The sequence below is a fragment of the Gammaproteobacteria bacterium genome (assembly GCA_015709615.1).
GTDB lineage: Bacteria > Pseudomonadota > Gammaproteobacteria > Burkholderiales > Nitrosomonadaceae > Nitrosomonas.
Genome location: CP054179.1, coordinates 347,649 through 373,110 on the forward strand (window position 1 = coordinate 347,649; position 25,462 = coordinate 373,110).

At 51.8% G+C, this 25,462-nt stretch carries 27 protein-coding genes; 16 read left to right on the forward strand and 11 right to left on the reverse strand.

Going from position 1 to position 25,462, the window contains the following annotated elements:
* Positions 1 to 36: 36 nt before the first annotated feature.
* Entirely contained in the window at positions 37 to 420 is a 384-nt protein-coding gene (locus HRU77_01765; protein ID QOJ19535.1) for an exosortase system-associated protein, TIGR04073 family, read from the reverse strand.
* A gap of 207 nt (positions 421 to 627) precedes the next feature.
* Here HRU77_01765 and HRU77_01770 point away from each other — a divergent pair, with 207 nt between their 5' ends.
* The 3 genes from HRU77_01770 to HRU77_01780 all read left to right on the forward strand — a co-directional run bounded on the left by HRU77_01770 (position 628) and on the right by HRU77_01780 (position 3,522).
* Positions 628 to 1,896: a folate/biopterin family MFS transporter gene (locus tag HRU77_01770; protein QOJ19536.1), complete on the forward strand. Its 1,269-nt coding sequence runs from the start codon at positions 628 to 630 to the stop codon at positions 1,894 to 1,896.
* A gap of 139 nt (positions 1,897 to 2,035) precedes the next feature.
* The gene (locus HRU77_01775) at positions 2,036 to 2,341 is read left to right on the forward strand and encodes an antibiotic biosynthesis monooxygenase (GenBank protein ID QOJ19537.1); all 306 of its coding nucleotides are present in this window, start codon (positions 2,036 to 2,038) and stop codon (positions 2,339 to 2,341) included.
* On the forward strand, positions 2,338 to 3,522 hold the full coding sequence (locus HRU77_01780) for an iron-containing alcohol dehydrogenase (GenBank protein QOJ19538.1): 1,185 nt from the start codon (positions 2,338 to 2,340) through the stop codon (positions 3,520 to 3,522). The genes HRU77_01775 and HRU77_01780 overlap by 4 nt, the downstream gene beginning before the upstream one ends.
* 37 nt (positions 3,523 to 3,559) lie before the next feature.
* Here HRU77_01780 and HRU77_01785 read toward each other — a convergent pair whose 3' ends face one another.
* Positions 3,560 to 4,276: a dienelactone hydrolase family protein gene (locus tag HRU77_01785; protein ID QOJ19539.1), complete on the reverse strand. Its 717-nt coding sequence runs from the start codon at positions 4,274 to 4,276 to the stop codon at positions 3,560 to 3,562.
* A gap of 80 nt (positions 4,277 to 4,356) precedes the next feature.
* Between HRU77_01785 and HRU77_01790 the strand changes: the two genes are divergently transcribed.
* Positions 4,357 to 4,878 (forward strand): heme-binding protein, encoded by a 522-nt coding sequence (locus tag HRU77_01790; protein ID QOJ19540.1) that lies wholly within the window; start codon positions 4,357 to 4,359, stop codon positions 4,876 to 4,878.
* On the opposite strand, the gene holB is transcribed toward HRU77_01790, so the two are convergent.
* Both holB and HRU77_01800 read right to left on the reverse strand, forming a co-directional pair.
* Positions 4,879 to 5,916: a DNA polymerase III subunit delta' gene (gene holB / locus HRU77_01795; GenBank protein QOJ19541.1), complete on the reverse strand. Its 1,038-nt coding sequence runs from the start codon at positions 5,914 to 5,916 to the stop codon at positions 4,879 to 4,881.
* Positions 5,909 to 6,535: a dTMP kinase gene (locus HRU77_01800; GenBank protein QOJ19542.1), complete on the reverse strand. Its 627-nt coding sequence runs from the start codon at positions 6,533 to 6,535 to the stop codon at positions 5,909 to 5,911. Before HRU77_01800 ends, holB begins: the two co-directional genes overlap by 8 nt.
* A 69-nt stretch (positions 6,536 to 6,604) precedes the next feature.
* On the opposite strand from HRU77_01800, the gene ampD reads away from it, so the two are divergent.
* Entirely contained in the window at positions 6,605 to 7,180 is a 576-nt protein-coding gene (gene ampD / locus HRU77_01805; GenBank protein ID QOJ19543.1) for a 1,6-anhydro-N-acetylmuramyl-L-alanine amidase AmpD, read from the forward strand.
* Here ampD and HRU77_01810 read toward each other — a convergent pair.
* The 4 genes from HRU77_01810 to HRU77_01825 all read right to left on the reverse strand — a co-directional run bounded on the left by HRU77_01810 (position 7,149) and on the right by HRU77_01825 (position 11,334).
* Positions 7,149 to 8,519 carry an SLC13/DASS family transporter gene (locus HRU77_01810; protein QOJ19544.1) on the reverse strand — a complete coding sequence of 457 codons (1,371 nt, stop codon included), beginning with the start codon at positions 8,517 to 8,519 and terminating at the stop codon, positions 7,149 to 7,151. The genes ampD and HRU77_01810 overlap by 32 nt on opposite strands.
* Positions 8,520 to 8,896: 377 nt before the next feature.
* Positions 8,897 to 9,781, reverse strand: a complete 885-nt coding sequence (locus HRU77_01815; GenBank protein QOJ19545.1) for a GIY-YIG nuclease family protein — start codon at positions 9,779 to 9,781, stop codon at positions 8,897 to 8,899.
* Positions 9,782 to 9,855: 74 nt separating this feature from the next.
* Positions 9,856 to 10,764, reverse strand: coding sequence for a D-hexose-6-phosphate mutarotase (locus tag HRU77_01820; GenBank protein ID QOJ19546.1), 909 nt, complete (start codon positions 10,762 to 10,764; stop codon positions 9,856 to 9,858).
* Positions 10,765 to 10,851: 87 nt separating this feature from the next.
* Complete coding sequence (locus HRU77_01825; GenBank protein QOJ19547.1) at positions 10,852 to 11,334, reverse strand: hypothetical protein; 483 nt, start codon at positions 11,332 to 11,334, stop codon at positions 10,852 to 10,854.
* Positions 11,335 to 11,475: 141 nt separating this feature from the next.
* Here HRU77_01825 and HRU77_01830 point away from each other — a divergent pair, with 141 nt between their 5' ends.
* Positions 11,476 to 12,153 (forward strand): IS1595 family transposase, encoded by a 678-nt coding sequence (locus HRU77_01830; protein QOJ19548.1) that lies wholly within the window; start codon positions 11,476 to 11,478, stop codon positions 12,151 to 12,153.
* A 12-nt stretch (positions 12,154 to 12,165) separates the two neighbouring features.
* On the opposite strand, the gene purT is transcribed toward HRU77_01830, so the two are convergent.
* On the reverse strand, positions 12,166 to 13,377 hold the full coding sequence (purT, locus tag HRU77_01835; GenBank protein QOJ19549.1) for a formate-dependent phosphoribosylglycinamide formyltransferase: 1,212 nt from the start codon (positions 13,375 to 13,377) through the stop codon (positions 12,166 to 12,168).
* Positions 13,374 to 14,486 (reverse strand): tRNA epoxyqueuosine(34) reductase QueG, encoded by a 1,113-nt coding sequence (gene queG, locus HRU77_01840; protein ID QOJ19550.1) that lies wholly within the window; start codon positions 14,484 to 14,486, stop codon positions 13,374 to 13,376. Before queG ends, purT begins: the two co-directional genes overlap by 4 nt.
* 3 nt (positions 14,487 to 14,489) lie before the next feature.
* Between queG and tsaE the strand changes: the two genes are divergently transcribed.
* From tsaE to HRU77_01890, 10 genes are all read left to right on the forward strand, one after another.
* Complete coding sequence (tsaE, locus tag HRU77_01845) at positions 14,490 to 14,984, forward strand: tRNA (adenosine(37)-N6)-threonylcarbamoyltransferase complex ATPase subunit type 1 TsaE (protein QOJ22026.1); 495 nt, start codon at positions 14,490 to 14,492, stop codon at positions 14,982 to 14,984.
* Positions 14,951 to 16,423, forward strand: a complete 1,473-nt coding sequence (locus tag HRU77_01850) for an N-acetylmuramoyl-L-alanine amidase (GenBank protein QOJ19551.1) — start codon at positions 14,951 to 14,953, stop codon at positions 16,421 to 16,423. The genes tsaE and HRU77_01850 overlap by 34 nt, the downstream gene beginning before the upstream one ends.
* 241 nt (positions 16,424 to 16,664) lie before the next feature.
* Positions 16,665 to 17,777, forward strand: coding sequence for an ABC transporter permease (locus HRU77_01855; GenBank protein QOJ22027.1), 1,113 nt, complete (start codon positions 16,665 to 16,667; stop codon positions 17,775 to 17,777).
* A gap of 2 nt (positions 17,778 to 17,779) precedes the next feature.
* Positions 17,780 to 18,589: an ATP-binding cassette domain-containing protein gene (locus HRU77_01860; GenBank protein ID QOJ19552.1), complete on the forward strand. Its 810-nt coding sequence runs from the start codon at positions 17,780 to 17,782 to the stop codon at positions 18,587 to 18,589.
* On the forward strand, positions 18,562 to 19,461 hold the full coding sequence (locus HRU77_01865; GenBank protein ID QOJ19553.1) for an MCE family protein: 900 nt from the start codon (positions 18,562 to 18,564) through the stop codon (positions 19,459 to 19,461). Before HRU77_01860 ends, HRU77_01865 begins: the two co-directional genes overlap by 28 nt.
* The gene (locus tag HRU77_01870; protein QOJ19554.1) at positions 19,458 to 20,087 is read left to right on the forward strand and encodes a membrane integrity-associated transporter subunit PqiC; all 630 of its coding nucleotides are present in this window, start codon (positions 19,458 to 19,460) and stop codon (positions 20,085 to 20,087) included. The genes HRU77_01865 and HRU77_01870 overlap by 4 nt, the downstream gene beginning before the upstream one ends.
* Before the next feature lie 85 nt (positions 20,088 to 20,172).
* Positions 20,173 to 20,298 carry a lipoprotein gene (locus HRU77_01875; protein QOJ19555.1) on the forward strand — a complete coding sequence of 42 codons (126 nt, stop codon included), beginning with the start codon at positions 20,173 to 20,175 and terminating at the stop codon, positions 20,296 to 20,298.
* Entirely contained in the window at positions 20,295 to 21,551 is a 1,257-nt protein-coding gene (gene lysA, locus HRU77_01880) for a diaminopimelate decarboxylase (protein ID QOJ19556.1), read from the forward strand. The genes HRU77_01875 and lysA overlap by 4 nt, the downstream gene beginning before the upstream one ends.
* Positions 21,552 to 21,614: 63 nt before the next feature.
* Entirely contained in the window at positions 21,615 to 22,673 is a 1,059-nt protein-coding gene (locus HRU77_01885; protein ID QOJ19557.1) for a phytoene/squalene synthase family protein, read from the forward strand.
* 63 nt (positions 22,674 to 22,736) lie between these two features.
* Positions 22,737 to 23,729 carry an NAD-dependent epimerase/dehydratase family protein gene (locus tag HRU77_01890; GenBank protein ID QOJ19558.1) on the forward strand — a complete coding sequence of 331 codons (993 nt, stop codon included), beginning with the start codon at positions 22,737 to 22,739 and terminating at the stop codon, positions 23,727 to 23,729.
* A 140-nt stretch (positions 23,730 to 23,869) separates the two neighbouring features.
* Here the strand turns inward: HRU77_01890 and HRU77_01895 are convergent, their stop codons facing one another.
* Positions 23,870 to 25,225, reverse strand: a complete 1,356-nt coding sequence (locus tag HRU77_01895; GenBank protein ID QOJ19559.1) for a cytochrome C — start codon at positions 25,223 to 25,225, stop codon at positions 23,870 to 23,872.
* Between the last annotated feature and the right edge of the window lie 237 nt (positions 25,226 to 25,462).

The window sequence follows — 25,462 nt, forward strand, 5'->3', positions numbered from 1 at the left end:
TTGGAAAGTACGGACACCAAACTGGCAGAAAGCGCATTATCTGCCCATCCGCCATCCCAAATAGTCCGATTCCTTGGAAAAATCATCCCACACAAAGACCGGATTGGGAATCGGATACGTCGGCAGCCAGAAAGTGAGGAAATCGACTGCTCCATTCGCAGTGCGTCCCACGGTATGGTAAATCCCCCATAGCGTTCCTTCCGTCACACCGATTAATGGATTGCTATCCCTTTGGCTCCAGATCGAAATATTTTTCGGTAATTCCATCCAGCCGGTCGCCACATTGGCCACGCCGCTGAGAATTTTCATACCCGCCCTGCTGAAATAAATTTCGGCGGTAATGTCTTCGCTGGCCCGTATTTGCGGCGAGAAAAGAGACAATAGAATCAATAGTAGGGGCAGTTTGGTAGTTACTCTCATCGTTTAAACTCCTGTCAAAATTTCAAATCACCGTGCAGCATCGGATTAACCCATCATTACAGCTTAAATTTCAATTTTAGAACGAAACGGTCACGCTATAATACGCACCAACCGGTCTGTTGCGTATTTTTCTATCGCTTCTTTACAGTGAACTGAGAAAGCCTGAAGTCCTGCACCACTCATAAAATAAATGCACATTAAGCGGATATGAATGTCTGGGAAAAATACCTGCATCTGTTCAAGACCGCCGAAGCCAGACGCTTCGCCATACTGTTCGCCATCATTTACTTCGCGCAGGGCATGTCCGCATTGCCCGATCAAACCATATCGATCACCTTCAAGGATCAAGGCTTCGAAGCCGACGATGTCGCCGCTTTCTTCCTGCTCGCCTCGGTTCCCTGGTTTATCAAACCGCTATACGGCCTGATCTCGGATTTTCTACCCCTGTTCGGCCAACGGCGCAAGAGTTACATGTTGCTGACTTCATCGCTGGCCTGCGGCGCCGGATTGATTGCCGCTTTTATCATGCAGTACAGTTACTGGGAATTAGCCATCCTCTATACGCTAATGGGCTTCGGCCTGGCGTACAACGATGTGCTCAGCGATGCCTTGATGGTGGAGAACGGCAAACTGTATGACCTTACCGGCGCCTTTCAGTCGGTGCAATGGATTGCGATCACGGCAGCTTCCATTCTGGTCGGACTGCTCGGCGGATACTTTGCCGAACATCGCAATCTGCAAGTGTCTTTTGCCGTCGCCGCCATTTTTCCTTTTACCGTGCTGCTTACGGCGGCATTCTTCGTGCGCGAGAAGAAATACGTGCATTCGGGACCGGCCGCGTTTCAGGAAACTTGGCAAGCGCTGCGGCAAGGATTTGGCGAACGTTCGGTATGGCTGGTCGCGGCGTTTATTTTTCTATTCAATTTCAGCCCTTCTTTCGGTCCGGCATTTTTTTATTACAAAACCGATACGCTGGGTTTCAGCCAGCAATACATCGGCATTCTGAGCTCAATCGATTCCTCTACCAGTATCATTGGCGCGATGATCTACGCATCGATGTCGCGCACGGCGCCGCTGCGCCGCCTGATCAACATTGCGATCGGCCTGTCGGTGATCACCTTGCTGACCTACTTGGCGTATCGCGGGGAAACATCCGCGCTATTCATTCATATGATCTGGGGTGTGACTAACATGATCACCACCCTGGCATTCCTCGATCTTGCCGCGCGCGCCTGCCCGAAACGGGCGGAAGCTACTTTTTTCGCGCTGCTGATGTCGATTTTCAATTTCGGCACGCTGGCCTCGCAAAACATCGGCGCGCAGTTATACACAGCGCTCGGCGAAGGATCGTTTGCATACACCTGGCTGGTGGTTGTTTCGACCTGCACGACGGCCGCTATCTGGCTGCTCGTGCCGATGATTCATATCGAACGCATCGAAGCGCACGCCCGGGAAAATCAACCCGGAAAGTCCTGAACATTACCCGCAATTTTCATCGCGGCTAAGCCGAACCCGGCAGCGATCCGGTTTGGTAGTAAAATACCCCGCACATTTATTGCGCCGGCTCCTAATCGCGGCGCTCTTATTCAAAACCCAAGAACTGAGGACTCACATCATGTACGTCACTATCGTTTATGCAGCCGTCAAAGCGGACAAAGTGGAAGCGTTCAAGGAAGCTACCCGCATGAATCATGAACAATCGATTTGCGAACCCGGCAACGTGCGTTTTGACATTCTGCAGTCCGCCGATGATCCAACCCGGTTCGTATTCTATGAAGCTTACAAAACCAAACAAGATGCCGCTGCGCATAAAGAAACCGCGCATTATCTGACGTGGCGCGATACCGTCGCGGATTGGATGGCCGAACCGCGCAAGGGCGTGGTATATGACGGTTTGTATCCGGTTGTGAGCAACTCATGACGCCATTTTCGATTGCCCGCCTACCACGCATCGAATTCGGCGCGGGCAGCTTGAAGAAACTGCCGGATATTATCGCGAGTTATGGCGCGCGCATTCTGCTGGTTACCGGCGCGCATTCTTTTATCAATACGCCGCATTGGCAATTCCTGATCGATCAACTCGAACGGCGCGGAATCACCTGGCAGCACTGCACCGTAGCGGAAGAACCCTCCCCCGCTTTGATCGACGAGCTCGTCAAAGCTCACGCCGGTGATCATTTCACCGCAATCGCCGGCATCGGCGGCGGCAGCGCACTCGATGCCGCCAAAGCGGTTGCGGGATTATTACAAGTACAGCGTTCGGTGATGGATTACCTCGAAGGCGTCGGTCCGGAATTGCCGTATCAGGGCCCCGCCGTGCCGTTCATCGCCGTGCCCACGACTGCCGGTACCGGCAGCGAGGCGACCAAAAACGCCGTGCTCAGCGTGCAAGGTGAAAACGGTTTCAAGAAATCTTTCCGCCACGACAAACTGGTCGCCGAATATGCCATCATCGATCCGGATTTACTCGCAAGCTGCCCGGCCGGCGTGATCGCCGCTAACGGCATGGACGCGCTAACACAACTGCTGGAATCGTACGTGTCGATCAAAGCCAACGCCTTCACCGATGCGCTGGCGGTCAGTGGCTTGCAGGCCGCCCGCGACGCACTGATCCCGCTTTACCGCCAGCAAGGCGATATGGCGCAACACCGCGAAAAAATGGCCTACGCCGCACTGCTCTCCGGCATCACGCTGGCGCAAGTGGGTTTGGGCTCGGTGCACGGCTTGGCTTCCCCGCTCGGCGCTTTCTACCCGATCCCGCACGGCGCCGTCTGCGGTACCCTGGTCGCAGCCGCCACGCGAATCAACATTCGCAGCATGCAAACGCGCGAGCCGAACAACCTGGCGCTGGTAAAATACCTGCACGTCGCCGAAATCCTGTGCGAAAAACGCTTTATCGACCCGGAAACGGCATTTAGTGCTCTAACCGATCTGCTGGCACAATGGACCAACGAACTCGCCCTGCCCCGATTGTCGCATTACGGGCTACAGGAAACAGGACTCGACAAAGTCATCGCCAATTGCCGCGGTAATAGCATGAAAACCAATCCGATTGTGCTTATGGATGAGGAAGTCCGGCAAATTTTGCTGGAAAGACTGTAGCCACCCAAAGTACTGAGAAAAGTAATTGACACCTTACTTAAGAAGAAAACACCTCGCTCAGAAAATTCTCAATCGACCGGTACGCGCGGTTCGCCGCCACTTCCTTGTAAACCGTGCCGAAACTGGGATTATTGGCTTTCGGGTTGGTGAAGGCGTGCATGGTGCCGCCGTAAACGTGTACTTGCCAATCGACGTTGGCGCGCGTCATTTCGGTTTCGAACGCGAGCACTTGTTCGGGTGGCACCATCGGGTCGTCGTGGCCATGCAGGCAGAGCACTTTGGCGGTGATGGTTTCGTTGGGCACATTGCCCGGTGCGAAGATGCCGTGGATGCTGACCACGCCTTTGACATCCGCGCCGGAGCGCGCCAGTTCCAGCACGCATAGGCCGCCGAAACAATAACCCATTGCCGCGATTTTGGTCGCATCGACTTGCGGCAGTTGCCGTACGGCGTGCAAAGCGGCGTTAATGCGGCGGCGCAGCAGCGCGCGGTCTTGCGCGAACGGCGCCATCAATGCGCCATTTCTATCCGCGTCACCGTCGGCGCCGAATATGCCTTTGCCGTACATATCCAGCGCAAAACCGACATAACCCATGTCCGCTAAGCGTTCTGCGCCTTTGCACGCCAGCTCGCGCCGCCCGCTCCAGTCGTGCGACACCAGCACGGCGGGTTTTGGCGTGCCGGTATCGTGGTAAGCGAGATAGCCTTCGAGTTGCGTATTGCCATCCTGATAATCGATTGTTTTCGTAATCATGTTGCCACCTTTCCTTGAAAGTAGTGATAATCTCACGGTGTAGATGCTATTTCGATCCAATGAACCCAAAGGAGTTAACCATGAACAACACTCGCAAATCTGTTGCCGCCGCAGTTACGGCGCTATCGCTATGGGCATTGTCCGGTCACGTTTCCGCGCAGAATTTTCCGACGCAAAAAGTGCTGCCGCTGGAATTATCAACCCAGGCGGCGATGGCGGCAATCAAAAAATGCCATGACGACGGCTTCAAAGTCAGCGTCGCCATTGTCGACCAATCCGGTTTGCTCAAGGTGCAATTGAAAGCCGACGGCGCCGGGCCGCACACGTTGGACAGTAGCCGCCGCAAAGCTTACACCGCCAACAGTTTGCGTGATTCGACGCACAAATACGCCGTGCTGGTCGCGCAAAAGCCGGAATTACAAAGCCTGACGCGCTTAAACGACAACATTCTGTTACTGGGTGGCGGCTTCCCGATCAAAATAGGCGGTGAAGTGGTCGGCGGTATCGGCGTCGGCGGAGCGCCGGGCATCGAGTTTGACGAAGTTTGCGCCAGCGCGGCGTTGAAAATCCTGAAAGCGGACGATACCTTCGAGCGGAAATGATTACCGCTGCTGCATCATCGCCGCGTAGGCGATGAACAAATCTTCCAAAAACAGGCGCGGATTCAACGGATGGTGCGCCAGTTTCTGCTTATTGTTCAGTTCCCGGGCGAATGCCCCGCACGCGAGCGGGTTCAGTTGGTTGCTTAACGTTTGGATCGTGGGCAGTTGTTTCAAAAAATAGCGCACCTTGCCGGTGGTGCGGTAACTGATCAAGTCATAACACCATTTTTGCAGCCAATTGACGATCACCGGTAAGCTGCTTTGCTGCAATGCATCAGCCAGCAGCAGCGGATCAAGCCGCTTGGGATCGGCGACATGACGCACGAATTGCTCGAAACTTGCCGCATCGCCGCCTTGCGAAATCAGCAATGCCGATAGCGGCGCATAACCGGCAGCGGCAAGGCACTCTTCGGGATCGTTAACCCCTTGCTGGCGCAACCAAGCCACCGACGCGGCGATATCCGGCAGCGGCATCGCCAGTTGCTGGCAGCGGCTGCGAATGGTCGGCAGCAAATGCTGCGCCTGATGTGTCACCAAAATGAACAGCACATCCGGCGGCGGTTCTTCGAGTTTTTTCAGCAGTGCATTGGCAGCGGCGGTATTCATCGCCTCCGCTGGATAGATCAGAACGATCTTGTAACCGCCTTGATGCCCGGTGAGATAAACAAAATCGTTCAGTTTACGGATTTGCTCGATGCCGATTTTCTGGCTGGCACTTTTCTTAGATGTTGCGCTGGATTTCTCGTCGCTTTCTTCTTTCTCCGCAGGCTCATTCGCTGCAGCGGCGAATGCTTCCGGCACCACTTGATAAAAATTCGGGTGACTTTCCTGCTCGAACCAGCCGCAACTCGCACACCGGCCGCATGCCTGCTGGCCCGTTGCCGGTTCGGTGCACAGTAGCGATTGCGCCAACCGCCGGGCGAAATCGTATTTGCCGGTGCCTTGTTTTCCCTTGAGCAGCAGCGCATGCCCCCAGAATCGGCGGCTGTGCAGCAACTTCTGCCAGAATGCCTGCTGCCAGGGAAAAATTTCACGCATAGTGTAACAGCCGCTGAACGGTTTGCTCGACCGCCGCTTTGACTTCCGCGAGTGGGCGGCTGCTGTCGATGATGTGAATACGACCGGGAAATTGCCGCGCCCGGTCGAGGTAAGCGTTTCGCACGCGTTGAAAGAAACCCGCCTGCTCTTGCTCGAAACGATCGGCATCTTTGATTTGACTGACGCGCTGCTGGCCGATCTCCACCGGTACATCGAAATACAACGTCAAATCCGGCTGCAAAGCACCCTGCACCCATTGCTCCAGAATGCCAAGCTTGGCGTTATCCAGTCCCCGCCCGCCGCCTTGATAGGCAAAACTGGCATCGGTGAAGCGATCGGAGATCACCCATTGGCCTAGTTGCAGCGCAGGCAGAATCACTTTATCCAGATGCTCGCGCCGCGCCGCGAACATCAGCAAAGCTTCGGTCTCCGCGTGCATGGTCATCGATTTATCCAGCAACACAGCGCGCAATCGCTCACCCAGTTCGGTGCCACCCGGCTCACGTGTGACGACGGTCTGCAACCCCGCACGCTGCAACAACTCGACAATCCACGCCAGCTGCGTCGATTTTCCGGCGCCGTCAATGCCTTCGAGTGTGATGAATTTACCTTGCTTCATGTCTTTTCAGTTTTCAAGTGCAGTTGCAGTCAGTTACCATGTGCGATTGTTCATTTTTTTGATTTTAACATGCGTCTGGACGCCACCGGATTGCTCGATTCCGCTAAATTCATCGCCTCGCCGAATTATGACGAACGCCCGCCGGGCACGGACATCAATCTATTGGTGATCCACAACATCAGCCTGCCGCCCAATGAATTCGGCGGCGATGGTGTGATCGAACTGTTCACCAACTGCATCGATCCGGCTGCACACCCCTATTATCAAGCGCTACAGGGTTTGAAGGTATCGGCACACTTTTTCATCCGCCGCGATGGCGCTCTAATTCAATTCGTACCGTGCATCCAGCGCGCCTGGCATGCGGGTGTCTCGAACTGGCAAGGCCGCGAACGCTGCAACGATTTCTCGATCGGCATCGAGCTCGAAGGCAGCGACACCACGCCGTTTACCGACGCGCAATATGAAGTACTGATCGGTTTGACACAATGTTTGTGCGAACGATATCCGATTCAGAGTATCGCCGGGCATTCGGACATCGCCCCCGGGCGCAAAACCGACCCGGGGCCTTGGTTTGATTGGAAAAGATATGACAGCAGTTTGAGCAGCAATTTAATTAACCGACCAGCCAATAACACACCGTCGTAATCACCGCTGCGCCGATGAAATTAAGCACTAACCCTTCGCGCACCATGCTGCTGATCGGCACCGCGCCGGTGCCGAACACGATGGCATTCGGCGGCGTGCCGACCGGCATCATGAAACCATAGCTGGCGGCCATCGCGGCCGGCAGCATCAGCAGCGCGGGATCGACATTGGCGGCTAGTGCAGCCGGACCAAGAATCGGCATCAACAAAACGGTGATGGCCGTATTACTCGTAACTTCAGTAAGAAAAGTAACCAATAATGCGACGCATACAATGATGATCAACGGATGCAAACCGGACAGAACGGATAACTGCTCGCCCACCGCTTGCGACAATCCGGTTTCGATGAACGCCTGCGCAATCGCAATCCCTCCGGCAAACAAAATCAAAATACCCCACGGCACCTTGACGGCGGTATCCCAGTTCAGCAATTGGCCGCCACGGCCGTTCGGGATCAGAAACATCGCCACCACGGCGATCAATGCCACCGTCGCATCGCTCGCTCCTTTCAGACCGAGCCAGACGCTCCAACCGCCGAACGGTTCGTTGCGCGTGATCCACGCCAGCACGGTCAGCCCGAAAATCAACAGCATGCGCCGTTCTTCCGCGCGCCATGGCCCTGCCGGAGGCATCGCCAAATCACCCTTGAAATGCAAATGCCGGGTCAGCCACAAACCCGCCAGCGGCGTCATCAACAGCACCACCGGCACACCCCAGCTCATCCACTGCGTAAAACTGACCGTGATTCCCGTGAAGCTTTCATATTCGCGCATGAACACCAGATTCGGCGGTGTGCCGATCGGCGAACCCAATCCGCCGATACTGCTGCCGTAAGCGATTGACAGCAGCAACGGGATAGCGAGCTTTTTATCGTTGCTCTGATCGATCACCGCCAATGCCAGCGGCAACATCATCAGCGTGGTCGCGGTATTGGAAATCCACATGCTGATAAACGCGCAGGCGCACAAAAAACCGAACACGATACGCCGGCTGCTATGCCCGCCGACGATACGAATCAACCCGAGCGCCAGCCGGTGATGCGCGCCGGAATGCGCCAGCGCCGCCGAGATCATAAAACCGCCGAGCATCAGCAACACCATATCGTCGCCGTACGCTCGCGCGATGTCCTCCTTGGTCAACACCCCCGCCAACGGAAACACCGCCAACGGAATGATCGACGTCACCGGAATCGGAATCGGCTCAAAAATCCACCAGACGACGCACAGAGTGACGATGGCACCAGCCCAACAGGCTTTGGCGTCCCAGCCGGAGGCGTTCATGCTTATGGCCATAACTATGGCGAAGCAGGGACCGAGAATAAGCGACCAATACCGGATCATAGTTTCTTTGTAATTCCTTATATTTCGACTTGTACAGTTAACAATGGCAATTATTCACAGATGCCTTCCTGAGTAACAGGAGCAATACAGTAGAATTTTCTATCAAAGAACGAACACCATCCGCTTATCGCGCGAAGTGGCCGATACGTTCCGCGCTATCGGCAGCGACTGGCAAACGAATGAAAAACATTTTCGAGGAAACAAAAAGACGCAGTTTATAGGTAACAAGCATTTTGTTGCCTATTCTCAACACCGCAGGTTTGATGTTGGACTTTCTTCGGCAGCCAAATCTACCGCGCTCATGGAGTGGCTACGGGAGTATCGTTCATAACCGCCAGGTGGAACGAAAAACCATTCATTTTCATAAATGTGTGATATCAAGATCTGATACCTTGGGAGCGATTGTTAGGCGGATAGTACAAGGCGATTGCTCTAATTGCTTCAACGGCTTTGTCCAGGGGTATCTCGAAAAATTCACGAGACGACGTAGAACGATGAGATGCCAACTCAGTGTGAACCAGCTTCTCAACTTGATGGCAATCTGAAACCATCACCTGAAAAACCACATAAAACCGCAATGGCACACCGGTTCCTGTACTAATCTCTTGAGCGCGCTTCTGCGGGCTACGAATTGTTTTGCCAATTTTAAGAAAATCTTCTTTCAATGCCGGGCTGACCATGACGTAAACGAAGCCTTCGTTTTCAGAAGAGACGCCCGTGCACTTCGAAAACCTTTCTCGATCCGATCGGAAGGATTGGCCATATCTTTGGTCTAATTCCGCGATAATACGATCTTCTGCTACATATCCTTTCTCAGTATTCTGGAAAATAACTGCACGCACAATTTGTTCAGCGATATCAAGTCGTCCAAAGGTGATATGAGCTACTTCATACCGCAGGTACATCTTCCAAGAATCAAGCAGGTAGGCACGATAGTCAGCAAGTGCAGCCGAGAATGCGGGCAATCTAACCGTCTGAATCCGCCAGCGATAGAAGGATGCCAAAAGTTCATGAGGTACTTGGAGCACACGATGATCAAAGTTTGAAATTGTTGACAGTCCTTCCCGTTCAGGAAAAAACAACGGATTCGTCTCCGTGAAAAACATTACCGCCTTGCGAGCACACGAAAACATATAAAAAGATGTTCCCATCGCAAGGCCGTCTTCTTCGAACCATGCGCCGTTGATCTTGAACCACAGATCATGCTGCACCCACATCAAGTCTCGATCTTGATCTCCAGAGAAAGTTGAGCCTACAAACATATTATTGAATCCGATTAACGTAAAAATAAGCTCGAGGGATCACATCTCGACATCGCTGATTTACAACCAATCAATCAACCGCGCACCACCCGGTAATTAGCCACTAACCGGCACTCCCCACTTGGCGCAACTTCCACGACATCATCCGCCGCATTGGTCGTTTCCACGCACAATAAGCGCTGGTAATCGTGATCTTCCAAATCCGCCATGTCTTTGGCGATTTTTTCCCACGGGTTCCATACCACAGCGGTTTTACTGTTCTGCGAGGTGATCTGGATACGGCGACTCAAGGCTGCGTCGTTGATGGTCAAGGTATTGCCAACATTCAGATAGATGCGGTCGACTTCGGCGTCGATGGTCACGTCACCTGTTTGATGTTTTTGCGTGTTGCCGCCACCGGCTTTGTCGAGGTAGTCGCAGCCGTTCAGGCCGAGTACTTTGGTTTGCGTGATGTCGCCGACCCTGAAATAGGTGTGGAATGCCTGAGTGATGGTGAATTTTTCCTTGCCGGTGTTACGCGTGATCAATGACAGATTCAAGCTGTCGCCGATGACGATTTCCTGCCGCAGGCTGAAGGCATGCGGCCAGATGGCTTGCGTTTCCGCCGTATCGTCCAAGCCAACGGTGACTTTGATGTCGCCATTGCTTAGCGCTTCGGTGGCCACCACATTCCAGCCGCGATTGCGCACGAAGCCGTGTCCAGGGCGGCCTTTGCCTTCCGGATCGGCGCCAAACCACGGCCAGCAGATTGGCGCGCCGCCTTTAATGGCCTTGCCATCCTGGTAATACGCTTTCGCGCTCAAAAACATCACATCTTCCGGTTCACCGGCGGGTTGATACGACAGCACTTGACCGGCATGGATCGAGATCAGCGCTTTGGCCTTGGCGATATTGACTTGAATCATCGGTAATCCGCCTTTGCCGGTGATAAATTCGAGTTGACCTGCGATGCCAAAATTGGCGTTGAGTTGTTCAATAGTCATAACGTTCCTTATCCAATTAATTCAAATTGATTTAAGACAAAAAGGCAAAAATACTAAAAGAGCAAAAAAATGGTTTAATCAACTTCATTATGTTTTTTTATTCATTCTGAATTTAAAAAACATAGGTGCATTTTCAGTAGAGAAACCATAATCAACTGAAGCACCATTAGCAATCCCATGATCTTTGTAATCTATTTTAATAGTTCCAGAACCTATATCAGTTAGCATTCTGTCGTGCTTATACGTATATACAGCATTATATTTATCTATAAATTTACCACGAATAACATACTCAATCGGTTCACGTTCTTCTTTTCCACTTGGAGCTACAAGTTTTCCACGAAATTTGCCCATGAATTGCTGCTGAATTGTGAGCTCTTCATTATAATTTTTGGTGTTATGAATAATTCCTTTTTCTAAAGAGAAACTAGCAGTTTGGACATTCCACGTACCTACAATATCAATATAATTATCAGATAGGTATGTATATTTATCTTTTATCCAATCCTTAAATAAGCTTAAAAAAATTGTTCCGAGTGAACCGAGAATAATACCTAGCAATGAACTCATCGACATAAAAAATCCATATATGAAAGCCTCCCTCAATAATTAAAAATTACTACCTAACTTAGTATTCGCAATTGCTATAGCTAATATTATTCTTGGGTCTTAGGAAGTTAAGCACTTACTAAAGTGTGCTAACTTTCTGAGATGAATGCTAAAAACAGATACTATTTTCGTTCTCGAATCAGAGAAGCAAAATTCAGGCAACTTATTCGATGTTTTTCGATGGATTTTACTGCTACTGACACAGCCCAATTGACCGGCATTTCTATCCGATCCGTCAATACCATTTATCTTAAAATACGACAGCGAATTGCCCAGAATTGCGAACTTGAATCCCCTCTGCAAGGTTCTGTAGAAGTTGATGAGTCTTACTTTGGTGCCCAGCGAGTCAGGGGTAAAAGGGGGCGGGGCGCTTATGGCAAAACAATAGTCTTTGGTGTGCTTAAACGCCAAGGAAAAGTTTATACAGAGATTGTTCCAGATTGCTCTAAAGCGACATTGCAAGCCATTATCCGTGGGCATGTAGCGCCCGATACCGTAATCCATTCCGATGGATGGCGTGGTTATGACGGATTGGTCGATATCGGCTTTGATAAGCACTTCAGGGTTCACCATGGTGACAATGAGTTTGCCAGTGGCGAGCGGCATATTAATGGTATCGAGTCTTTCTGGAGTTTTGCTAAAAGACGTTTGGCCAAGTTCAATGGTGTGCCCGAACATACTTTCTACCTGCACTTGAAAGAAACCGAATTTCGTTTTAATCATCGCCGTGATAATCTCTATCATGAAATTCTTAAATTGTTACGTTTAAACCCGCTTTAACTTCCTAAGACCCTATTCTTTAACAGGCAAAACAAAATTCGCTACAAGCTTGGCTCGCTCGCGTGCTTGGTTCGTATCCGCACCATTCGCCAATGCAACGCCCATGCGCCGCCGTTTGAACGATTCCGGCTTGCCGAACAGGCGGATGTCGCTTTGCGGTACTTGCAGCGCCTCGGTCACGCCGGAAAAGGCGATGCCTTTGGCTTCGAGTTGGCCGTAAATCACCGCGCTGGCACCGGGCGCGAGCAACGAAGTATCGACCGGCAATCCCAGAATCGCGCGCGCGTGCAAATCGAATTCGCTTTGCTTCTGGCTGCACATCGTCACCATACCGGTGTCGTGCGGCCGCGGGCTGACTTCGCTGAACCAGACATCGTCGCCCTTGACGAACAATTCCACGCCAAAAATGCCCAACCCGCCTAAATCATCGGTGATGATCTTGGCGATTTCGCGCGCACGTTGCAGCGCCGCCGGGGACATGGCCTGCGGTTGCCAGCTTTCGACGTAATCACCGTGTACCTGCACATGTCCAATCGGTTCGCAGAAATGCGTTTTAACATTGCCGTCCCCATCCAGCGCGCGCACGGTCAGTTGCGTGATTTCATAATCGAAATGAATCACACCTTCGACGATGACCCGCCCCTGATCGACCCGGCTGCCGCTGGCGGCATAATGCCACGCTGCTTTCACTTCCCCGGTATGATCGATACGCGATTGCCCTTTGCCGGACGACGACATCACCGGTTTGACGATACAGGGATAACCGATTTTTTCGTCAATCGCAGACTGCAATTCCGCCAGGCTGTTGGCAAAGGTATACGGCGACGTCGGCAACCCGAGGGTTTCCGCCGCCAGGCAACGAATACCTTCGCGGTTCATCGTCAATCGAGCGGCTCGCGCGGTCGGAATCACGGTGGCAATACCGGCTTGCTCGATTTCGACCAGCATGTCGGTAGCGATCGCTTCGATTTCCGGCACGATGATATCGGGCTTTTCCTGTTCGACCAATGCTCGCAAAACCTGACCATCCGCCATGTTGATGACATGCGCGCGATGCGCGACTTGATGCCCCGGCGCGTTGGCGTAGCGGTCGACCGCGATGGTTTCAACGCCAAGGCGCTGCAATGCGATGATGACTTCCTTGCCGAGTTCGCCGCTGCCGAGCAGCATGACTTTGGTCGCCGAGGAACTCAGCGGTGTGCCGATGATTGATGGTGTTTTCATAGTGATGGCTCCTGATTAGCGGTTCTTTTTTGATCCTGCTGCTGCAAGGCCCATTGCACATGCTCGCGCACCATGTCCGACGGGTCGTCCGCACGCGCTTGCAAGGCTTGCACGATTTCGTCCGAATATGGTGCATTGCCCAAACCGACCGCGATGTTGCGTAACCATTGCTGATAACCGATGCGGCGAATTGCGCTGCCGGCCAGTTTGGTCTCGAATGTAGCCTGATCCCAGCCGAACAATTCGACGAGCGAAACATCGTCCAGACCGTTGCGCACGTGAAAGTCGTTCTCTTGGGTAATTTGGGCGTACTTATTCCACGGACAGACCAGCTGACAATCGTCGCAGCCGTAAATGCGGTTGCCGATCAGCGGCCGCATTGGCTCGGGAATGCTGTCTTTGAGTTCGATGGTCAGATAGGAAATGCAACGGCGGGCATCGACTTGGTAAGGCCCGATGATTGCTTGTGTCGGACAAATGTCGATGCAGCGGGTGCAGCTGCCGCAGTAATTGCCGGTTTCTTCGTCCACCGGTAGCGGCAGATCGACGTACATTTCGCCGAGGAAAAACATCGAACCAGCTTGGCGGTTCAGCAATAATGTATGCTTGCCGCGCCACCCCAGCCCGGATTTCTGCGCCCAGGCCACTTCCATGACCGGCGCGCTGTCGGAAAATACGCGGTAATTGAACGGACCGACCGCTTCGGTGATTTTGTCGGCGAGCTTTTGCAGCCGCGCGCGGATCACCTTGTGGTAATCACGCCCCAGCGCGTAACGAGAAATAAACGCCTGTTCGCCGGAATGAATGACTTCCCAGCTATTTTTTACGGCCGGCGGCGCGTAGTTCATACACACGGAAATGACCCGCTGCGTGCCGGGTTCCAATTCAGCTGGCCGGGTGCGCTTGGTGCCGTGTTTCGCCATATAATCCATCGTGCCGTGGTATTCTTGTGCCAGCCATTGGAACAGACCGGATTCGACCGCGGACATATCCGCCTGCGCATCGGCAATACGAACTTCATGGAAGCCCAATTCCTTGCCCCATGTCTTGATCGTTGTTGCTAAAACCGCAAAATCGGAAATATTTTTTGGTGAGGTATTTTCTTGCATAACATGCATTCGACAGCGGCTGAATCAGCGCGCAATTTTTCCTGTTATCTTGCCGACGATTCAGTAACCCTGAAATTCGGTGAAAAATTATCTACTTATTTACATGCCGGTTTAACCATTCACTTGATCGGCAATCTCGGTGCCGGCAAAACCACAGTGACGCGCGGTATTCTACACGGGCTCGGATACACACATGCCGTCAAAAGTCCGACCTACAATTTAGTTGAAATCTACAAAATCTCTGGGGTATACTTCTATCACTTTGATTTTTATCGATTCAATGATTATCTTGAATGGGAAGAAGCCGGTTTTCGCGAGTATTTTAATTCAGATTCCATCTGCGTGGTGGAGTGGCCCGAAAAAGCAGGCGATTTATTACCCGAACCTGATCTGCGACTTGTGCTCAGCATTCTCGATAACGGCCGTAAAATCGAACTTCAGGCTTGCACAGAGGCGGGAAAACAATGCTTGAAACAGTGGGGCAATCAAAAAGAGTAACTACGTATCCCAATGACGACAGCGCTACCGTTGCCGGCAATTTCTTGCTGTCGTGCCTCATCCTGATTTTTTTCTGTTGCATCGGTGTAAATCAAACCGCATTGGCAGCCGGCATCACGGTGAAATCGGTGCGCATCGGGTTAACGCCGGATTTTACGCGCATCACACTGGAATCCAATCAGCCGCTCGAATATGAATTAAGCATGCTGGAAAACCCGCACCGGGTAGTCGTCGATTTAAACAATACGCAGATCTCGCAGGCGCTTGCGACATTGCCGCAAAAGGTCGACGCCATTGATCCTTTTGTGCAGAAAATCCGCGTCGGCCAATATAAACCGCATGTCATCCGGTTGGTGTTCGATCTGAAAGCCAATGTCGTGCCGCGCACATCGGTTATCGAACCCAAGGAGAACTTTGCCCATCGCTTGATTCTGGATATTTATCATCCGAACAAAGCCGGCAAAGTGGAATCCAGCGCTCGTGCCGGTGCAGCGGTGAATACGGATTTTGAAGCGGATGTTCTGGATGAATTGGTTGCCACATTGGTACAAGGTGGTGCCAAGCAAAAAACAGAACCAGCAAAACTCATTTGGCCGCATGCGCCCAAACCGCAATTGAATTCAGCGAGCCAAGCCAAGCAAATCAACAATACTTCCGTATCTTCCGCAGCACCTAGCCGGAAACCCGGCAAAGCGCCGCAAAAAAGTCTGGCTCCCCGGATTCTCGTGATCGCGATCGATCCCGGCCATGGCGGCAAAGACCCCGGTGCGGTGGGAAATCAAGGCACCCATGAAAAAGATGTCACTTTGGCAATTGCCAAGAAACTGAAGGAGCGCATCGACAAGGAACCGAACATGCGCGCAGTTCTGACGCGCGACGGCGATTATTATATTTCCTTGCCGCAACGCCGCATTAACGCGCGCCGCGCCAATGCCGACTTGTTCGTGTCGATCCATGCGGATGCCAACCCCAGAGCGCACGCCCACGGCTCTTCGGTCTTTACGTTATCCGAGCACGGCGCGACTTCGACCACCGCGAGCTGGCTTGCCAACAAGGAAAATAGCGTCGATAACGATTTGATGGGCGGCATCGATATCACATCGAAATCGAAAGACATTAAGGAACTGCTGCTGGATCTGTCCCTGAATGCCACCATCAATGACAGCGTCAAGCTCGCGGAATACGTTCTAAAGCAGCTCGGCGGTATTAATCATTTGCATAAAAGAAATGTCGAACAAGCCGGTTTCGCTGTGCTGAAATCACCCGACATTCCTTCCATCCTGGTGGAAACCGCTTTTCTCAGCAATCCCAGAGAAGAAGAAAAACTGCGCAGTAAAGGCTACCAAGACAAAATGGCGGATGCGATGTACTTAGGCATCAAAAAATACTTCGCCGACAATCCGGCGCTGGCGCGTTCGGCAGTGGCTCAAGCCGAATAAACCGGCCAGTTAGCGATTTTCTTCCAGCGTTTTCATTAATCCGCCCAACTGCTGTGCTATAACGCGTTACAATAAGCCCATACAAATCCGTCAATGCTGAGTACTCTGAACGTAGGGTGCTCGAATTATGGAACAGTAAACATAATCCCGATTGCTTAAAGGTTAGTTATACCGGCACCTTGGCATCCCTATGAATGAACCCAAGCCAGAATTGATGCACACTGATCACTCTCATCACGCAATGCGGCAGTGGTATCAGCTTTACTCTCAAGAAGGCTGCGCATCGATTGTTTTAACCGGCAGCTATACCCTGACGGCTTTAAAGCCGGTCTTGAAACCATTGACCGATGAGCTCAGCAAGCAGGCGAAAAATCCGGATTTATACTGGGATCTGACCGGCATCGGACAAATGGATACGGCCGGTACCGCCATGCTGTGGCGCATATGGCAAGCGCGGCGGCCTCGGCACCTGCAATTGCGCCCCGAGCACGAAAGAATGTTTGCGCGCTTGGAACGTTTACCCATTGTAAAAGCGGAAGTCGAACAGCGCGATTTACTGTGGCCCCTGACGGCACTGGGAAGATTAGCGCTGCTCCTGTGGCAGCATGCCGTGGGATTGGTCATGTTGATCGGCCGCTTGCTGCTGGATTTGATTTACTTATCGCGTAACCCCGTTTATATTCCCTGGCGCGAAATTTCCGCGAATTTGTACCGCACCGGTGCGCAAGCGCTCGGCATTACTGCGCTGGTAGGATTTCTAATCGGAATCGTTTTAAGTTATCTGTCATCGAAACAGTTACAGTTGTTCGGCGCCGATATTTTTATTATCAACATCCTGGGAATCAGCATCATCCGCGAATTGGGCCCCATGCTGGCATCGATTCTGGTCGCCGGCCGCTCCGGCTCATCCATGACGGCGCAACTCGGTGTCATGCGCGTAACTCAGGAACTGGATGCTTTGACGGTCATGGGCATTTCGCATAGTCAGCGCCTGATATTACCAAAAGTGCTGGGGCTCGGTATCGCCATGCCATTGCTGGTCATGTGGACCAGTGCCATCGCATTGCTGGGCGGAATGGTCGCAGCCGAATGGCAGCTTGGCTTGAACCATCAATACTTTTTAACCGCATTGCCCGATGCGGTGCCCATCGCCAACCTGTGGCTCGGACTCGGCAAAGGGATTGTGTGCGGCATGGTGATCGCGCTGATCGCTTGTCATTTTGGTTTAAGAATCAAACCCAATACGGAGAGTCTTGGTGAAGGCACCACATCTTCGGTGGTCACGGCGATCACCATGGTCATTATCATCGATGCGATTTTTGCTGTACTATTTTCCGATGTAGGGCTCACCTGATCATGAGCAATCCGGAATGTATTATCGAGATCGAATCGCTGTACACACGATTCGGCAATCACACCGTCCATCGCGATATCAATTTATGTGTGTATCGCGGTGAGATTTTAACTCTGATCGGCGGATCGGGTAGCGGAAAAACGACACTGCTGCGTCAAATGCTCGGATTGGAGGAGCCGGCGCAAGGCAGCGTCAGAATTTTTGGCAGTGACCGCACTGATTCCAGTTTCGATCAGCAAAAAAAATGTGTCCGTGGCCGTTCGGGCGTGCTTTTTCAACAAGGCGCCTTATTTAGCGCATTGTCGGTATTCGATAATGTAGCATTGCCTTTGCGCGAATTGCATACCTTAAGCGAAGCGATGATTCGTGAACTCGTTATGATCAAACTCGATATGGTAGCCATCGGGCCGGAACACGCGAACAAAATGCCCGCCGCTTTATCCGGCGGCATGATCAAGCGCGTGGCGCTGGCGCGCGCGCTGGCATTGGATCCCGAAGTGCTGTTTCTGGATGAGCCCACTGCCGGATTGGATCCCGAACTGAGCGAAGGTTTCGTGGAACTGGTGCTGGCATTGCGCAACGAAATGGATCTGACCATTGTCATGGTCACGCACGATCTGGATACACTCGTGGCACTATCGGACCGGATTGCCGTGCTGGCCGATCAGCAGATTGTAGTCATCGGCACCTTGGATGAAATTTACCGCTATCCGCATCCTTTCATTACCAGTTTCTTTAAAAGCATACGACACAAAATTGAGCAAAAAAACAACTCGGAGCCAACATGGAAAACCGCGCCCATGCTCTCGTAGCAGGTATCTTTGTCATTTTTCTCAGCATCACGGTCGCTTTGGTCGCGACATGGTTTAGCGGCAGCAATATCCAGCGCACCCTGTACCTCGTCGTAACCAAGGAATCCGTCAGCGGACTCAACCCGCAATCGGCGGTCCATTATCGCGGTGTTAATATCGGCAAGGTTGAAGATATCGAATTCGACCCCGACAATCCGCAACAAATTCTCATATATATCGCAGTAAACGAGAATGTGATACTGAGAAACAGTGTTTACGCGCAATTAGGCTATCAAGGCGTTACCGGACTGGCATACATACAGCTGAACGACGACGGCATCGGTACTGAAGAACTGACAAGCGATGCGCGCATTCCGATGCGCCGCTCGTTACTCGATGAAGTCGCCGGGTCGGGACAGGATTTGCTCAGCAACGTCAATCAACTGGTCATAAAAATGCATCACTTACTGAATGATGAGAACCAAACCCAAGTTTCTCAGATTCTACATAATATTCAGAAGGCTACACGCAATTTTGATGGCATCGTCAATCATCTGCAACCGGTAATGGAGTCCTTTACCGGCCTGACCACCGAGTCCGCCACTTTGGTGAAGCGCCTGGATCATCTTTTAAGTGAGATCAACATTAGCGTGGGCAAAATTAATCAGAAAGACGGTATTTTCGACAGCCTGTCGCAAAGCACGCAAGAACTGGCGGCGACAATCCCGGAGTTGCGCAAGGTCAGCGACGGCATCGTACGCAATTCGAATAATCTCGATAAAGTGCTGCATCAATTGGAAGAAAACCCGCAAAGCGTCTTATTTGGCCGTTCTCCCGCCTTACCCGGGCCTGGAGAAGCGGGTTTTGCTCCACCTGACGGGAGAATCCAATGACAAAAATATCCTTATCGTTGCTGATCATCTGCCTGCTTGCGGGTTGCGCTTTTTTGCATAAATCACCGCCGCCGGCCGTTTATGACTTGGGAATGCAATCAGCAGCTCATGCCCAGCAATCATCGCAGCAAACTCAATTGCGGGGAAAAAGCTTGTTAGTGGCCGAAACAGCCGCGCCCACATGGCTCGATAATACGACCATTCATTACCGTCTGCTCTATCACAATCCCGCGCAATCGTATGGTTATGCCAATAGCCGCTGGATCGCCGCGCCCGCCGCCTTATTGACCCAGCAGTTGCGCAACCGGATCGCCGCCACGACGCAGGAGCGGGTCATCAAAGACAACAGCATGGCGGCTGCCGATCATGTGCTGCATACGGAATTGCAAGAATTCTCGCAATTGTTTGATACCGCTTCGGACAGCCATATCGTGATCGGCCTGCGCGCCAGCCTGGTTGAACGCAATTCACGCAAGGTACTGGCGCAAAAAGACTTCAGTATCACGAAAAAAACACCCACAGCGGACGCGGCAGGCGCTGTTTCCGCTTTGAGCGCGGCAAACAACCAGTTATTGGATGAATTGGTCGATTGGCTATCGGCAGCATTACTTCCTAACCAACCTTAACTTCACAGCCAAATTAATTTCAAGTTTGATTGATTCGGCATGCGCTTATGTTAGTATCCGGTCATTATTGTTCCAGGGGGTTCTCATGCGTTTATTTCTAATCGGATTGCTCTCGGCATACCTGTTGAGTGCTTGCGGCCTTAAAGGCCCGCTTTATCTTCCCAAGGTCGAGGAAGCCTCGGCATCATCCAAAGAAGCTCAGAAAAAATGAGTGGTTTTCCCGAATTTGATTACCGCAACGGCGAGCTCTTTGTTGAATCGGTATCTCTGAAACAAATTGCCCATGAATTCGGCACACCCTGTTATGTCTACTCCCGGGCCGCTCTGACTCAGGCTTATCTAGCGTTTGACTCCGCTTTTGCCAAGCGGGATCACCTGATCTGCTATGCAGTAAAAGCCAATTCGAATATCGCCATACTCAATCTGTTCGCACGGCTTGGCAGCGGCTTCGATATCGTATCGGGCGGTGAATTGCAGCGCGTCATCAAAGCAGGCGGCAATCCGGGCAAAATTGTTTTTTCCGGTGTCGGCAAAAATGCCGGGGAAATGCGATTGGCGCTGAATGCCAATATTCTGTGTTTCAATGTCGAATCCGAAGCCGAGTTAATCATGCTCAATCAAATTGCCAAAGACATGGGCAAGATTGCGCCGGTCAGCCTGCGCGTCAACCCGGATGTAGACGCCAAAACGCATCCTTATATCTCCACCGGTCTGAAGGAAAATAAATTCGGCGTCCCGGCCAAAGAGGCTGAACGGATCTATCAATCGGCGCATTTATTCCCGCACATCCGCTTTACCGGATTGGATTGTCACATCGGTTCCCAGCTGACCGAGCTCGAACCTTTCTTGCAAGCCAGCAGCAAAATGCTCAAGCTGCTCGAAACCTTGCAATCACAAGACTTGCGGATTGAGCACTTGGATTTGGGCGGCGGACTCGGCATCCGTTACACTGATGAAGCGCCGCCGAGCATCAAGGATTACGTTTCCGCACTGTGCACCAGCACACAGCACATCAATCAGCGCCTGCTAATCGAACCGGGCCGCTCGCTGGTGGGAAATTCCGGCATTCTGCTGACGCGGATTGAGTATCTTAAACACACTCCGGCGCGTAACTTCGCGATTGTCGATGCCGCGATGAACGATCTGATGCGCCCGGCCTTGTACGATGCGTATCACGACATTCTCCCGGTGCATAAAAATGGCGGTGAAATCAAAAGCTATCAGGTTGTCGGTCCTGTGTGCGAAACCGGTGATTTTCTCGGCCACGACCGTAAACTCAGCTTGAATGACGGCGATTTGCTCGCTGTCATGTCGGCCGGTGCTTATGGCATGAGCATGAGTTCGAATTACAACACCCGGCCGCGCGCTGCGGAAATCATGGTCGACCGCGATACCGTCCACGTCATCCGGCAACGTGAGACAATCGATGAGCTGATTGCAACCGAACAAATTCTGCCGCAATAAATCGCCATTTGGAGATGTGTTTAATTGTAGTAACATGCCGTATCGCTTTATAAAAAACCCGTAATGACAAACCCGTCCCGTATCGCCGATGAACAATATCAAGATCATATCCTGCAAGGTGTCTCGCGCACCTTCGCACTGACCATTCCGCAATTACCCGAGGCATTACGCCGTGTGATCGGCAATGCGTATCTGCTGTGCCGCATTACCGATACGATTGAGGATGATAGCGCATTGACCAACGAGCAGACCCGGGCGTTATCCGATATGTTCGCCGAGGTCGTCTGCGGAAACGCATCGGCGGAAGAATTCGCGCGCAAGCTCTATCCGCTGCTTTCCAATCACACGATTCCGGCGGAACATGATCTCATCAAAAATACGCCGGCCGTCATTCGCATCACGCATGGTTTTAATCCGGTGCAACGCCGCGCGTTGGAGCGCTGTGTGCGCATCATGGCTAAGGGCATGGCAGATTATCAGGAAACCGAGTCCCTGGACGGATTGAAAGATTTATCCGAGATGAACCAATACTGCTACTACGTCGCCGGTGTCGTCGGTGAAATGCTGACCGAACTATTCTGCGATTATTCGAAGGATATCGATGCGCACAAATCCACCTTGATGAAGCTGTCGGTCTCATTCGGCCAGGGATTGCAGATGACGAACATTCTCAAAGATATTTGGGATGATCGCAAGCGCGGCGCTTGCTGGTTGCCGCAGGATATCTTTGTTAAAAATGGATTCAATCTGCGTGACTTGCAGCCCGGCTCATCCAATGAAAAATTTCAAGCCGGATTAGCGGAATTATTAGCAGTCGCCAAGTGCCATTTGCAGAATGCGCTGATTTACACCAGCTTGATTCCGCCGCAAGAAAAGGGAATCCGCCGGTTTTGTCTATGGGCGATCGGCATGGCCATCCTGACATTGAACAAAATCAATCAACACCGCGATTTCTCCGCAGGTTCCCAAGTTAAAATCAGCCGCCGCAGTGTCAAAGCCACCATAATCACAACCAGCTTGTTCGCAAGTCAGGATTGGATATTGGAGTTCTTGTTTAAGCTGACATCCCGGAATCTTCCTGAAATCGATATAGACAAAATCGCATTCTCGCAAGTGAAATAGAGAATCAATAATGTGTTGTATTCACTCTATTCCCCGCTAGTTCTCGATTAAACACTTCAACGCATGACAAAATCATTGGTCACAGGTGCAACGGGATTTCTAGGCTCCGCGGTTATGCGATGCCTGCTTGCAGCCGGGCATGAAGTTCGCGTGCTGGTCAGGCCGGAGAGTGACCGGCGCAATCTTGAGAATTTTTCCGTCGAAGTCTTCGAGGGCGATTTACGCAGCCATCGATCACTCAAGAATGCAGTCCGCGGTTGCAACAACCTGTTCCACGTTGCCGCGGACTACCGGCTTTGGGTTCCGGATCCCGCAACCATGTACGAAATCAACGTTAACGGCACGCGTGACCTGATCTTAGCCGCCCATGAAGGCGGTATTCAACGCATTGTGTATACCAGCAGTGTGGCGACACTCGGGTTGAACGCGGACGGCTCACCAGCCAATGAAGACACGCCGGCCGATTTTGCGCGCATTCTGGGACACTACAAGCGTTCCAAGTATCAGGCGGAGGAATTGGTCAAGCAATTAACCGATGATCACCATTTACCGCTGGTCATTGTCAATCCTTCAACACCTATCGGCCCCAACGACGTACGCCCCACCCCAACCGGGCGCATCGTGCTGGACACCTTGATGGGCCGCATGCCTGCCTATGTCAATACCGGTCTCAATATTGCGCATGTCGATGATATTGCGCACGGCCACTTACTGGCTTTCCAGCATGGAAAACCCGGCGAGCGCTACATCCTGGGCGGAGACAACATGACGCTGCTGGAGATCCTGCAAGTGATCGATAAAATCAACGGCACGCGCAGAAATCGCATCAATATACCGATTAGCATCATGCTGCCGATGGCATGGCTGATGGAAAAAACTGCAACCATCACGCGCACAGAACCGCGTGCAACGCTCGATAGCATTCATATGGCCAAAAAACTGATGTTTTTCTCCAGTGCGAAAGCCAAACGGGAATTAGGCTATCAGCACCGGCCTGCGGTTGCAGCGCTTGAAGACGCCGTCAAATGGTTCAAAGATAACGATTATTGCAATTAGTATCTTTGATTTGTTAGCGCAGCTCTGCTGCGCACATGGAATCGCACCGTAAGGTTTTAATCCGCGTGCTGATGTTATTCTCACAAGCATAAATTCCAGAAATCTGGCGCGCTATAGCCGCCAGATTTCCAAGCGATCCATCAAAAAGCCAGCCAACCGTTCAGGTAAAACGTATCGTTGTTCACAGCATTGCGGCCCAAGCCGTCATAGTTGTGCACGCTGCCGTTGAACTTGAAATTGTGTACGTATTGGGCCGCAATGCGCAGGTTAATGAACGTGCTCATTACGGAATTATTGGTTTTGCCGAAAGGGGTAAAACTGGCTTCGGCGATAAACGCCTGACTCAACGGATTACCCGTGCGGCTGCCGCTGATCGGATCGCCGGAACTGAAGATGACGGTATCGGACGTTCCGGTGGTTTGATTGTAAAACAGGTTTAAGCCGTATGTTTGCTGGAACGTATACCCGGCTCTTATCCGCACCGTGTCGAGATTGCCTTTTACCCTGTCAGCCAATCCCAGCGCCGTGCTGGCATTCAGGTTACGGTTTTCGCGCAGATAAGTCGCGGTGAATTCATAAATATGCACCGGGTTGGCGAGATACTGATAGGTCAAATCAAAGCCGAAGTCGTCGTAGCGGTCCGTGCCCGCACCTATGATCCGTTGCGGATTGATATCGGCGTGCATGCCGTACGCGCCCACCGCGCCGTAATGGCCGCTCCAGTCCTTTTGTAACGCGATCCGCCAGTACGGCGCGCCGCCGTTAATCCTGGGTTGTTCCGCATCGAATACGCTGATTCCTTTCTGCGCATTTTTCGCCAAACTGGTATAACCGCCGGCCTCCACATACAACAAATCGTTCAGCATCATATACGCCGTCGCGCCGATTACTTGCGAGCCGAGCGATTCGATCAGATTCGCGGCGGATTGCGCCGGCGCCAAAGGCGACGAGCTCCATGGAAATCCCCAGGTCGGCGTGGTATTCCACAGGTCGGTAACCGTCGGATTGTTATTCGCCGTCAAACCAAACACTACTTTCTGACCGGCGACATCGGCATGATCGGCAAAACGGATATCGGTGTTATCCAGCACACCGATATTTTCCACTCCATCGTAAGTCCCTTGGACAAATGTGCCGATCTTGGATGTCAAGCGCCCTCCCAGAAAAACGGAGGCTTCATCGATCGTACCGTTGTCGTTCTTGCCAAAGCGTGGTGCTGCGCCGTCCGGCTGATCGTGCTGGGTATGCGTATACGAACCGCGGATCATGCCGCTCAGTGGAATGAGATTGTTATTCCTGCCATCCGTTTGCGTATAACCGTTGAGCTTGAAATTTCTGCCGACGGAAGTCAGGTTGGGCCCGAACGACTGAACATGGCATGCGCTGCATGCATAGCCGGTCTGACGCGCGAAGCTCGGAAGCGCATTCGCGTGAGAACTTAATAGGAAAAATATCGACAAACAAACAAAAAATAGCATCGCATTCTTAGACGCCATGATCATTCAGTCCCTATCTTTATGAAAAAAAATTAAACAAGAATCCACATGAATAAAAACTATTTAATGCCAACCCCGTTCCAATATTCGCTACTGAAACACCATTCTAAAATCAGGGAATTTAATTTTTGCAGCATTATTCTCTTCACTAAATAAAATTTTTGTGAAGTTAGCAGAGAAAAATTGTGAAGAGATCAAAAAGATAGGCTAAAAATATTAAGTTGATTTATCGTAACA